Origin of the sequence: Paracoccus sp. NSM (genome assembly GCF_052379855.1) — a bacterium.
GTDB lineage: Bacteria > Pseudomonadota > Alphaproteobacteria > Rhodobacterales > Rhodobacteraceae > Paracoccus.
Genome location: NZ_JBQTCG010000005.1, coordinates 40,460 through 52,480, shown reverse-complemented (window position 1 = coordinate 52,480; position 12,021 = coordinate 40,460). Strand labels below are relative to the sequence as shown.

The window sequence follows — 12,021 nt, the reverse complement described above, 5'->3', positions numbered from 1 at the left end:
GACCGGACAGTGACAGGACCATGGGCTGATCAGCCCCGGCAAGACCCGCCGCGCCGCCTTGCGACGCGAGGGTTGCCCCTGTCGCTGGCCGCCTTTCTTGTGTTGACGGCCTGCGGCGAGCGGATAACGGCCGACATCCTGCCCGGCGGCATCCCCGCGCGCACCAATCTGCATCTGGCGACGACGCTTCCGCCCGCCTCGGTCCGCACCGTGGCGCGGCGCGATTTCGGTTGGCGGGTGATCTACCAGCCCTCGCTGGCGCCGCCCGATGCCGAAAGCCGCGCAGCCGTCGCCTTGTGCGGGCTGGAACGGCGCGCCCCCGCCCGCATCCAGCAGCAGCCGAGGCTGGACCCCTTCGCCGATCCCGGCGCCCGCATCTTCGACATTCACTGCGCCTGAGCGCGTTTTTCCGCCCTGAACCGGGGACTGACCATGACCGAGCAGCCTAAGAACACCGACTTTCACGATTCCTCGTTCCTGCAGGGCCACAACGCGGCCTATGTGGAACAGCTTTACGGGCAATGGGCCAAGAACCCGGCGGCGGTCGATCAGGCCTGGGACGCGTTCTTCCGGGGTCTGGGCGACGAGCAGGCCGATGCCGCGCGCGAGGCCGAGGGGGCAAGCTGGTCGCGCAAGGACTGGCCTCCGGTTCCCGCCGATGAACTGACCAGCGCGCTGACCGGCGAATGGCCGGCGGGCGGCAAGGCCGAGGCCAAGGCCGCGGGCCAGAAGATCGCCGCCAAGGCTGCCGAAAAGGGCGTCGCCCTGTCCGAGGCGCAGCTGCGTCAGGCCGTGCTGGACAGCATCCGCGCGCTGATGCTGATCCGCGCCTACCGCATCCGGGGCCATCTGCATGCCGATCTGGACCCGCTTGGCCTGCGCAACGTCCCCGACCATGGCGAGCTGAACCCCGAAAGCTACGGTTTCGGCCCCGAGGACATGGACCGGCCGATCTTCATCGACAACGTGCTGGGCCTCGAGGTCGCCTCGATCCGTCAGATCCGCGACCTGATGGAGCGCACCTATTGCGGCACCTTCGCGCTGCAATTCATGCACATCTCGAACCCCGAGGAAGCCGCCTGGCTGAAAGAGCGGATCGAGGGCTTCGGCAAGGAAATCCAGTTCACCCGTGAAGGCCGCCGCGCCATCCTGAACAAGCTGGTCGAGGCCGAGGGCTTCGAGAAGTTCCTGCATGTCAAATACATGGGCACCAAGCGTTTCGGCCTTGACGGCGGCGAGGCGCTGATCCCCGCGATGGAACAGATCATCAAGCGCGGCGGCGCGCTTGGCGTGAAGGACATCGTGATCGGCATGCCCCACCGGGGCCGCCTGTCGGTTCTGGCCAACGTGCTGTCCAAGCCCTATCGCGCGATCTTCAACGAATTCCAGGGCGGCAGCTTCAAGCCCGAGGATGTGGACGGTTCGGGCGACGTGAAATATCACCTCGGCGCATCCAGCGACCGGGAATTCGACGGCAACACCGTCCACTTGTCGCTGACCGCCAACCCCAGCCACCTTGAAGCGGTGAACCCGGTCGTGCTGGGCAAGGCGCGCGCCAAGGGCGACCAGCTGGGCGACCGCACCGACCGCAGCTCGGTTCTGCCGATCCTGCTGCATGGCGACGCGGCCTTTGCCGGTCAGGGCGTCGTGGCCGAATGCCTTCAGCTTTCGGGCATCAAGGGCCACCGCACCGGCGGCTGCATCCATATCGTGGTGAACAACCAGATCGGTTTCACCACCGCGCCGCATTTCAGCCGCACCTCGCCCTATCCGACCGACATCGCGCTGATGGTCGAGGCGCCGATCTTCCACGTGAACGGCGACGATCCCGAGGCCGTGGTCCATGCCGCCAAGGTGGCGACCGAGTTCCGGCAGAAGTTCAAGAAGGACGTCGTCATCGACATCTTCTGCTACCGCCGCTTCGGTCACAACGAGGGCGACGAGCCCATGTTCACCAACCCGGCGATGTATACCCAGATCAAGGGCCACCGGACCACGCTGCAGCTTTATACCGAGCGTCTGGTCGCCGACGGGCTGATCCCCGAGGGCGAGATCGAGGACATGAAGGCCGCCTTCCAGAAACACCTCAACGAGGAATTCGAGCAGGGCAAGACCTTCAAGCCAAACAAGGCCGACTGGCTTGACGGCAAGTGGTCGGGCCTCGCGCGCGAGGGCGAGGAATATGTCGCGGGCGAGACTGGCATCGACCCCGAGGCGATGACCCGCATCGGCACCGCGCTGACCACCGTCCCCGAGGGAATGAACCTGCACAAGACCGTGGGCCGTCTGCTCGAGGCGAAAAAGCAGATGTTCTCGACCGGCGAGGGTTTCGACTGGGCGACCGGCGAGGCGCTGGCCTTCGGCTCTCTGCTGCTGGAGGGCCACGGCGTCCGTCTGGCCGGTCAGGACAGCACGCGTGGCACCTTCAGCCAGCGCCATTCGGCCTTCATCGACCAGCAGAGCGAGGACCGCTATTACCCGCTGAACAACATCGCGGAAGGTCAGGCGCAGTACGAAGTCATCGACTCGATGCTGTCGGAATATGCGGTGCTGGGCTTCGAATACGGCTATTCGCTGGCCGAACCGAACAACCTGGTCATGTGGGAGGCCCAGTTCGGCGACTTCGCCAACGGCGCGCAGATCATGTTCGACCAGTTCATTTCCTCGGGCGAGAAGAAATGGCTGCGCATGTCGGGTCTGGTCATGCTGCTGCCCCACGGCTTCGAGGGTCAGGGCCCGGAACATTCCTCGGCCCGTCTCGAACGCTTCCTGCAGGGCTGCGCCGAGGATAACTGGATCGTCGCGAACTGCACGACGCCGGCGAACTACTTCCACATCCTGCGCCGCCAGCTCAAGCGCAAGTTCCGCAAGCCGCTGGTCCTGATGACCCCGAAATCGCTGCTGCGCCATCCCATGGCCATCAGCCGCGCCGAAGAGTTCCAGACCGGCAGCACCTTCCACCGGGTGCTGTGGGACGACGCGCAGCGCGGCGGCTCGGCCACGGAACTGGCGGCGGACGACAAGATCAAGCGCGTCGTCGTCTGTTCGGGCAAGGTCTATTACGACCTGCTCAAGGCGCGCGACGAGGCCGGGATCACCGATATCTACCTGTTGCGTCTGGAACAGTTCTACCCCTTCCCCGCGCAGGCGATGGTCAAGGAACTGGGCCGCTTCAAGCAGGCCGAGATCGTCTGGTGCCAGGAAGAGCCCAAGAACCAGGGCGGCTGGAGCTTCGTCGAGCCCTATCTGGAATGGTGCCTGGAACGTCTGGGCGCCAAGCATACGCGGGCGCGCTATGCGGGCCGCAGCGCCGCCGCCTCGGTCGCGACGGGCCTTGCATCGCGCCACAAGGCCGAGCAGGAGGCCCTGATCGCCGACGCGCTCGGCCTGGAAGGCTGAGCCGATGAGCACCCCAGTCCACGTTCCCGCCCTGGGCGAGTCCGTGACCGAGGCGACGGTCGCCACCTGGTTCAAGAAACCGGGCGACCGCGTCCAGGCCGACGAGATGCTCTGCGAGCTGGAAACAGACAAGGTGACGGTCGAAGTGCCCAGCCCCATCGCGGGCGTATTGGCCGAGATCGTCGCAGCCGAGGGCGAGACCGTCGCCCCCGACGCCCTTCTGGCCCGGATCGGCTCTGCCGATGCCGGTGCCAGCGAACCCAAGCCCGAGAAACCGCAGGCCCAAGCACAGGCCGACAAGACCCCGGAAGGACAAGGCAAGATGAGCGGCAAATCCGTGGACGTGATGGTCCCCGCCCTTGGTGAAAGCGTGACGGAAGCGACCGTCGCCACCTGGTTCAAGAAGCCCGGCGACCAGGTCGCCGCAGACGAGATGCTGTGCGAGCTGGAAACCGACAAGGTCTCGGTCGAGGTTCCGGCCCCCGCGGCGGGCGTCCTGGCCGAGATCCTGGCCGGCGAAGGCACCACCGTCGATGCCAAGGCCCGCCTTGCGATCATCACCGAAGGCGCCAGCGGCGCGAAACCCGCCGCCGCCAGCGGCGCGCAGGCCGCGCAGGACACGGTGCTGAAGAACGCAGGCCCCGAGGAAATGCGCCCCCGCGACCCCGAGGACGCGCCCTCCGCCAAGAAGGCCATGGCCGAGGCCGGTCTCAGCCGCGACCAGGTTCAGGCCTCGGGCCGCGACGGCCGCGTGATGAAGGAAGACGTGGCCCGCGCCGCCTCGGCGCCCGCCCCGGCCCCGGCAGCCGCTCGCGCACCCTCGTCCGCTGACGACGCGCCGCGCGAGGAACGGGTCAAGATGACCCGCCTGCGCCAGACCATCGCCCGCCGCCTGAAGGACGCGCAGAACACCGCCGCGATGCTGACGACCTACAACGAGGCCGACATGAGCGGCATCATGCAGCTTCGCAACGAATACAAGGACGCCTTCGAGAAGAAGCACAAGGTCAAGCTGGGCTTCATGTCCTTCTTCGTGAAGGCCTGCTGCCACGCCCTGAAGGAAGTCCCCGAGGTCAACGCCGAAATCGACGGCACCGACGTCGTCTACAAGAACTTCGTCCATATGGGCGTGGCCGTCGGCACGCCCTCGGGCCTCGTCGTGCCGGTCGTGCGCGACGTCGACCAGAAGAGCTTCGCCGCGATCGAGAAAGAAATCGCCGAACTCGGCACCAAGGGCCGCGACGGCAAGCTCTCGATGGCCGAGATGCAGGGCGGCACCTTCACCATCTCGAATGGTGGCGTCTATGGCTCGCTGATGTCCTCGCCGATCCTGAACCCCCCGCAATCGGGGATCCTCGGGATGCACAAGATCCAGGATCGTCCGGTCGTCGTGGGCGGCCAGATCGTGATCCGCCCGATGATGTATCTCGCGCTCAGCTACGATCATCGCATCGTCGACGGCAAGGGCGCGGTCACCTTCCTCGTCCGCGTCAAGGAGGCGCTGGAAGACCCCCGCCGCCTGCTGATGGATCTCTGATCCGGCGAAAGATCAACGGATCGGGCGCAAGGCGCCCGGTCCATGCCCGGCCAAGGACAGCCCATGCCGACGCCCCTCCCCATCATCCAGACCGACGCCCGTCCGTCCCTCGACTGCAGAATCTCGAACACGTTGCGCCGCTGCGCGATAACGCGTTAAGGGAAACCGTGGACAGAAGGCGCGAAGCGGCATGACCATGACACCCGAACTGACCGTCCTGGCGCTGGCAGGCCTGCTGCAATTCGCGCAGATGATCGCCTTTTCTCTGGCCGCGCAACGCCAGATCGGACGCCGCGCCGCGATGGGCAACCGCGACGAACTTGCGGGCCACGCGCTGACCGGACGCGCGGGCCGTCTGCAACGTGCGCTGAACAACCATTTCGAGGGGCTGATCCTCTTCACCATCGCCGTGGTCGTGGTGACGCTTGGCCAGAAGTCCTCGACCCTGACCGCCGCCCTCGCCTGGACCTATCTCGGCGCCCGCATCCTCTATGTGCCCGCCTATCTGCGGGGCTGGGTGCCCGGCCGCTCGATCATCTGGGCTGTTGGCTTTCTGGCGACCATCCTCATGATCATGGCAAGCCTGCTGTGATTTGCCTTGGACCAAATATCCCGCGGGGGTCCGGGGGCGCGAAGCCCCCGGTCCTGCGGCCTGACGAAAGGAATTGCCATGTATGATCTGATCGTGATCGGCGCCGGACCCGGCGGCTATGTCTGCGCCATCCGCGCCGCGCAGCTGGGCCTCAAGGTGGCCTGCGTCGAAGGGCGCGAGACCTTGGGCGGCACCTGCCTCAATGTGGGCTGCATCCCCTCCAAGGCGCTTCTCCATGGCACGCATATGCTGCACGAAGCCCATGAGAACTTCGAGAAGATGGGCCTGATGGGCGCCCATGTCTCGGTCGATTGGGACAAGATGCAGGGCTACAAGGCCGAAACGGTGGCGGGCAACACCAAGGGGATCGAATTCCTCTTCAAGAAGAACAAGATCGACTGGCTCAAGGGCTGGGCCTCGATCCCCGAAGCGGGCAAGGTCAAGGTCGGCGAGACCGTGCACGAGACGAAGAACATCGTGATCGCCACCGGCTCGACCCCCGCGCCGCTGAAAGGCGTCGAGGTGGACAATGACGCGGGCCGCATCGTCGATTCCACCGGCGCCCTGGCGCTGAAGCGGATCCCGAAATCCATGGTCGTGATCGGGGCGGGCGTCATCGGGCTGGAACTGGGCTCGGTCTATGCGCGCCTCGGCGCCGAAGTGACCGTGCTGGAATACCTGGACGTCATCACCCCGGGCATCGACGGAGAGGTGCAAAAGGCCTTCCAGAAGATGCTGTCCAAGCAGGGCCTCAAGTTCACGCTTGGCGCCGCGGTGCAATCGGCCGCGGTTGCGGGCGATCAGGTCAAGGTCAGCTATGCCCTGAAAAAGGACGACAGCGCGCATGAGATCAGCACCGATGTCGTTCTGGTCGCGACCGGCCGCCGCCCGCATGTCGAAGGCCTGGGCCTCGACGCGCTTGGCGTCACGATGACCGATCGCGGCTTCGTGCAGGTGGACAAGCACTGGGCCACCAGCGTCAAGGGCATCTACGCCATCGGCGACGCGGTGCCCGGCCCGATGCTGGCCCACAAGGCCGAGGACGAGGGCATGGCCGTGGCCGAAGTCATCGCGGGCAAGCATGGCCATGTGAATTACGGCGTCATTCCGGGCGTCATCTACACCACCCCCGAGGTCGCCAATGTCGGCCTGACCGAGGAACAGGCCAAGGCAGAGGGCCGCAAGATCAAGATCGGCAAGTTCCCCTTCATGGGCAATGCCCGCGCCAAGGCGCAATTCCTGGGCGAAGGCTTCGTCAAGCTGATCGCGGATGCGGAAACCGACCGGATCCTCGGCTGCCACATCATCGGCCCGTCGGCGGGCGACCTGATCCACGAGGTCTGCGTGGCGATGGAATTCGGCGCCTCGGCCGAGGATCTGGCGCTGACCTGCCACGCCCACCCGACCGTGTCGGAAGCGGTGCGCGAGGCGGCCCTCGCCTGCGGCGGCGGCGCGATCCATGCCTGAGGCGGGCCTGCCCGACCTGACTGGCGCGGCGGGGGACCACGTCCCCGCCGACCGCGCCGGCGCCGCGGATCACGGCATCGCCCGCCGCTTCGGGCGGCGCGGCCTGATCCTCGGCGTGCTGGCACTTGCGGCCTGCGGGGGCGGCGACAGCGCCACCGCGCGCCGCGGCATGACGCATACCGGTCTTTATCCGAACGAGACGCCCTATCTGCGGCAGCGCATCAATTTCTGGGCCTCACATTACGACGTGCCGCCCGCTCTGGTGCAGCGCGTGGTGCTGCGCGAATCCAGCCACCGGCCCGGCGCGCGCAACGGCCCCTATTACGGCCTGATGCAGATCCACCCTCAGACCGCCCGCACGATGGGTTTTCGCGGGCCGGATGCGGCGCTTCTGGATGCGGATACGAACCTGAAATACGGCGTGCGCTATCTGCGCGGCGCCTGGATGGTCGCGGACGGCAATCCCGACCGGGCGATCATGTGGTATTCGCGCGGCTATTACTACGAGGCCCGCCGCAGGGGCCTTCTGCGCGAGACGGGGTTGCGGCGCTAGGCCGCGACCCGATCAGCCTCCGGCGATGATCCGCACATAGTTGCGGGTTTCGCGATAGGGCGGGATGCCGCCATATTTCTGCACCGCCCCCGGCCCCGCATTATAGGCCGCCAGCGCCAGCCGCCAGTTGCCGAACTGGTTGTACATCATCCGCAGATAGCGCGCCCCGCCTTCCAGATTCTGCATCGGATCGTTCGGGTTCACGCCCAGCTTGGACGCCGTGCCGGGCATCAGCTGCGCCAGCCCCATCGCGCCCTTGTGCGACCGCGCATTCGGGTTCCAGCCCGATTCCTGCTGGACGAGGCGCAGGAACAGATCCTCGGGGATGCCGTGGCGCTGCGCCGCCGCGCGGGCATGGGGCAGGTACTCGCTGCGCCGCCCGGTATAGCGCGGGATGTTGCCGCTGTCGGGGGCAAGCGGCATGGCCTGCTCGATCCGGCCGGGCTGAAGTCGCGCCGATTGCTGGTATTGCGTCGAGAGCCGCGAATCCATCAGACGGGTCTGGCGGGCGAATTGCTCGGCGCGGGACTTGGACGAGCTGCCCGAAAGGCGCAGCCCCTCGGCCGAGACGGGCGCCGCGACCCCCGTCGCCAGCGCCGCACAGATCGCGAGCCTGAAGAGATGTGTGAACCGCATGTCTCTGCCCTCGTGTTCGTCAGCTTGTCGCTGCTTCGACGCCGGGCACTATACACCGGTTTGCCCGCTCCGCCACCCGCCGCGCGCCCGGACGGGGGCGCAATGCCCCGCTCGGCGGCGGCTTGCCCATTGCCTGACGGCTTGCGGCGGGGGGCGCGGCTGCGCTAGACCGGCCTTCAACAATCGGAACAAGGGAACCCCGTCATGGCAGGCAGCGTCAACAAGGTCATCCTGATCGGCAATCTTGGGCGCGATCCCGAGATCCGCAGCTTTCAGAACGGCGGCAAGGTGGCCAATCTGCGGATCGCCACATCCGAGACCTGGAAGGACCGCACCACCGGCGAGCGGCGCGAAAAGACCGAATGGCACACCGTCGCCATCTTCAACGAGGGGCTCGTGAACGTGGTCGAGCGCTATCTGAAGAAGGGCAGCAAGGTCTATATCGAGGGCGCGCTGGAAACCCGCAAATGGCAGGACCAGTCCGGCCAGGACCGCTACTCGACCGAGGTCGTGCTGCGCGGTCTGGGCGGCAACCTGACGATGCTTGACGGCCGTGGCGAAGGCGGCGGCGGCATGGGTGGCGGTGGCGGCAGCATGGGCGGCGGTGGATCGCAGAGCGGCTATGACGATTACGGTAGCAGCCGGGGCGGCCCCTCGGGCGCGCCTTCGGGCGGCGGGCGCCCCGATTACGACGACGAGATCCCGTTCTGATCCTGACGGGTCAGGGCGAATCACTTCGGGGGCGGTCCGGTGGGCCGCCCCTTTCTTCATGCCGCGCGCCGCGGCGCGGCGTAGCGATCTTGCCGACGCCCCTGCCCTGACGATCCGCAAGTTGCGCGCCACCGGCCCCGCCCTTTCGGAATGATCCTGCGCTTGCAACGGCTTCCGGGCGGCGTTTTCTGGTCTGAAGGACCCGACAAAGGATAGCAGCCATGCCCCTGACCCTGACCGACCTGACCCCACCCGACGGTTTCGAGCGCCTCGTGCTGGCCCAGCACCCCGAGGCCGGTCTGCGCGCGCTGATCTGCCTGCATTCGACCGCACTCGGCCCGGCGGCGGGCGGTTGCCGGATGTGGCCCTATGCCGATGACGCGGCCGCGATCCTTGACGTGACCCGGCTTGCGCGCGGCATGAGCTACAAGAACGCGATGGCCGATCTGGGACTGGGCGGCGGCAAGGCGGTGATCATCGGCGATGCGCGCCGTGACAAGACGCCCGCGATGATGCGCGCCTTCGGCGAGGCGGTCGAGGCGCTTGGCGGGCGCTACTGGACGGCCGAGGATGTGGGCATCTCGCCCGAGGACATGGCCCATGCGGCCGAGGTGACGCGCCATGCGGTGGGGCTGTCTGGCGCATCGGGCGACCCCTCGCCCTGGACCGCCGAGGGCGTGTTCCGCTGCCTGCGCGTGGGCGCGGCGCATGTGTTCGGCAGCGACGACCTGACGGGGCGGCGCGTTCTGGTGCAGGGTCTGGGCCATGTCGGGATGTCCCTGGCCGAGAAACTGGCCGCCGCAGGCGCGCGGCTGATCGTGACCGACATCCATCAGGCGGCGCTTGACGATGCGGCGGGCCGGCTGGGCGCCACGATCTGCGCGCCCGATCAGGTCTTTGCGCAAGAAATGGACATCTTCGCGCCCTGCGCGCTTGGCGGCGTGCTGAACGCGCAGACGGTCCCGGCGCTGACCGCGCGGCTGGTCTGCGGCGCGGCGAACAACCAGCTTGCCAGCGATGACCTGACCGAGGCGCTGGCCGCGCGCGGCATCACCTATCTGCCCGATTACGTCGTGAATGCGGGCGGCATCATCAGCGTCGCCAGCGAAATCCACGGCAAGAACGACGCCTGGCGGCTCGAACGTCTGGCAGGCATCGCGGGCCGCGTGGCCGAGATGCTGGACCGCGCCGCCGCCAACGGCCAGCCTCCGGCCCGCATGGCCGATGCGATGGTCGAGGCGATGCTGGACCGCAAGCGCGCCGCCTGATCGGGCTTGCGCGGCAGCCAGCCGTGCGGCCCCCCTCGATGGGGGGACGCGCGGCTTTCCGGGCCGGGACGGGAAACGGCGCCTAGCGCGCGTCGTGCAGCACGGCCTCCAGCGTGGCGGCATCGACGGCGTCGCTGACAAAGGCCTCGCCGATGCCGCGCGCCAGAACGAAACGCAGGCGGCCATCCACGACCTTCTTGTCCTGTCCCATCAGCGCGATCAGCGCCCGGTCGTCGGGCAGATCGCCCGCAATCTCGGACAGGCGGGCGGGCATGCCCATCTGCCGCAGATGCGCCAGAACCCGGCTGGGCGCCTCTTGCGAACAGAGCCCCATCCGCGCCGACAGATCGAAGGCCAGCGCGCAGCCGATCGCCACCCCCTCGCCATGCAGCAGCCGGTCGGAATAGCCCGTCGCGGCCTCCAGCGCATGGCCGAATGTGTGGCCCAGGTTCAGCAGCGCGCGCTCGCCCTGCTCGGTCTCGTCTCGGGTGACGATCCCGGCCTTCATCGCCACGGAATGCGCGACCGCCCTCAGCCGCAGCGCCGGATCGTTGCGCAGGCCGGGCGCGTTCTTTTCCAGCCAGGCGAAGAAATCGGCATCTCCCAGCAGCCCGTATTTCGCGACCTCGCCATAGCCTGCCAGGAAATCGCGCGGGCTCAGCGTGTCGAGGACCAGCGTATCGGCCAGCACCAGCGAGGGCTGGTGAAACGCCCCGATCAGGTTCTTGCCATGCGCGCTGTTGATCCCGGTCTTGCCGCCGACGCTGCTGTCCACCTGCGCCAGCAGCGTGGTGGGCAGCTGCACGAAGCGCACGCCGCGCCGCAGGATCGCCCCTGCGAAGCCCACCAGATCGCCGATCACCCCGCCGCCAAGCGCCAGGACGACATCGCGCCGCTCGACCTGCTGTTCCAGCAGCCATTCCACGCAGCGCGTCAGATGCGGCCAGCTTTTCGTCGCCTCGCCCGCAGGCAGGATCAGCGCGCGGCTGTCGATGCCTTCGGATTTCAGCGCCTTTTCCAGCGCGGGCAGGTGCAGCCGGGCCACGGTCTCGTCCGTGACGATCGCCACGCGGGGCCGCGCCAGCAGGGGCGCGATCCGGGCACCCGCCATGCCGATCAGCCCCGGCCCGATCTCGACGTCATAGGCGCGCGCGCCAAGCGGAACATGGACGGTGACGGTCTCGGTCATCGGGGGCGGTCCTTCGACAGGGGGGCAAAGGGGGATGCGGGCGCGGCCTCCAGCGCGTCAAGCAGGCGCCGAGCCGAGGCCTCGACGCTGTCGCCCGCGCGCGAGGAAAAGCGCAGATCGGCCAGTCCGTAGACCGGGGCGCGTTCCGTCATCAGCCGGATCAGCGTGCCCTTGGGATCGGCGGTCTGCAACAGAGGCCGGGTCGGGCGCTGGCGGACGCGCTGCCACAGAAGCTCGATATCGCAATCCAGCCAGACCGAGATCGCGGCGCGGCCGATGGCCTTGCGGTTGCCCTCCTGCATGAAGGCACCGCCACCGGTCGAAATCACCCCGACCGGCCCCGCCAGCAGGCGGCCCAGCACCTCGGCCTCGCGGGCGCGAAAGAACGCCTCGCCGTCGCGGGCGAAGATTTCGGTGATGGTCATGGCGGCGGCGGTCTCGATCTCGGCATCCGAGTCGCGGAACGGCACGCCCAGACGCCGCGCCAACTCGCCCCCGATCGCCGTCTTGCCGGCCCCCATCATGCCCACCAGCACGATATGCCTGTTCAGTACCCGTCGCATCGCAATCCCTTTATCTTGCGACTGAATGGCGTGATCTTCCCGGAATTGCCATATATAATCCGTCAGGCCCCGGCATCAGACCGGGCACGGGCAAGCAAGACCCCGG

At 67.6% G+C, this 12,021-nt stretch carries 11 protein-coding genes; 8 read left to right on the top strand and 3 right to left on the bottom strand.

Features of this window, described 5'->3' with window-relative positions:
- Positions 1-9 precede the first annotated feature (9 nt).
- The 6 genes from ACTZWU_RS09995 (at position 10) to ACTZWU_RS09970 (ending at position 7,548) form a co-directional block, all read left to right on the top strand.
- A complete protein-coding gene (locus ACTZWU_RS09995; RefSeq protein ID WP_444737215.1) occupies positions 10-399 on the top strand; it encodes a hypothetical protein in 390 nt (129 codons plus the stop codon).
- 33 nt (positions 400-432) lie between these two features.
- Positions 433-3,399 (top strand): 2-oxoglutarate dehydrogenase E1 component, encoded by a 2,967-nt coding sequence (locus ACTZWU_RS09990; RefSeq protein ID WP_444737214.1) that lies wholly within the window; start codon positions 433-435, stop codon positions 3,397-3,399.
- A 4-nt stretch (positions 3,400-3,403) separates the two neighbouring features.
- Positions 3,404-4,936: a 2-oxoglutarate dehydrogenase complex dihydrolipoyllysine-residue succinyltransferase gene (odhB, locus tag ACTZWU_RS09985; protein WP_444737213.1), complete on the top strand. Its 1,533-nt coding sequence runs from the start codon at positions 3,404-3,406 to the stop codon at positions 4,934-4,936.
- 196 nt (positions 4,937-5,132) lie between these two features.
- Positions 5,133-5,528 carry an MAPEG family protein gene (locus ACTZWU_RS09980; RefSeq protein ID WP_444737362.1) on the top strand — a complete coding sequence of 132 codons (396 nt, stop codon included), beginning with the start codon at positions 5,133-5,135 and terminating at the stop codon, positions 5,526-5,528.
- A 72-nt stretch (positions 5,529-5,600) separates the two neighbouring features.
- Entirely contained in the window at positions 5,601-6,995 is a 1,395-nt protein-coding gene (gene lpdA / locus ACTZWU_RS09975; protein WP_444737361.1) for a dihydrolipoyl dehydrogenase, read from the top strand.
- Entirely contained in the window at positions 6,988-7,548 is a 561-nt protein-coding gene (locus tag ACTZWU_RS09970; protein ID WP_444737212.1) for a transglycosylase SLT domain-containing protein, read from the top strand. Before lpdA ends, ACTZWU_RS09970 begins: the two co-directional genes overlap by 8 nt.
- A gap of 12 nt (positions 7,549-7,560) precedes the next feature.
- On the opposite strand, the gene ACTZWU_RS09965 is transcribed toward ACTZWU_RS09970, so the two are convergent.
- Entirely contained in the window at positions 7,561-8,184 is a 624-nt protein-coding gene (locus tag ACTZWU_RS09965; RefSeq protein ID WP_444737211.1) for a lytic transglycosylase domain-containing protein, read from the bottom strand.
- A 204-nt stretch (positions 8,185-8,388) separates the two neighbouring features.
- Between ACTZWU_RS09965 and ssb the strand changes: the two genes are divergently transcribed.
- Both ssb and ACTZWU_RS09955 read left to right on the top strand, forming a co-directional pair.
- On the top strand, positions 8,389-8,895 hold the full coding sequence (gene ssb / locus ACTZWU_RS09960; protein WP_444737210.1) for a single-stranded DNA-binding protein: 507 nt from the start codon (positions 8,389-8,391) through the stop codon (positions 8,893-8,895).
- A gap of 221 nt (positions 8,896-9,116) precedes the next feature.
- A complete protein-coding gene (locus tag ACTZWU_RS09955) occupies positions 9,117-10,163 on the top strand; it encodes a Leu/Phe/Val dehydrogenase (protein ID WP_444737209.1) in 1,047 nt (348 codons plus the stop codon).
- A gap of 82 nt (positions 10,164-10,245) precedes the next feature.
- On the opposite strand, the gene aroB is transcribed toward ACTZWU_RS09955, so the two are convergent.
- Both aroB and ACTZWU_RS09945 read right to left on the bottom strand, forming a co-directional pair.
- Positions 10,246-11,352, bottom strand: coding sequence for a 3-dehydroquinate synthase (gene aroB / locus ACTZWU_RS09950; protein WP_444737208.1), 1,107 nt, complete (start codon positions 11,350-11,352; stop codon positions 10,246-10,248).
- The gene (locus tag ACTZWU_RS09945) at positions 11,349-11,915 is read right to left on the bottom strand and encodes a shikimate kinase (protein ID WP_444737207.1); all 567 of its coding nucleotides are present in this window, start codon (positions 11,913-11,915) and stop codon (positions 11,349-11,351) included. Before ACTZWU_RS09945 ends, aroB begins: the two co-directional genes overlap by 4 nt.
- Positions 11,916-12,021: the final 106 nt, after the last annotated feature.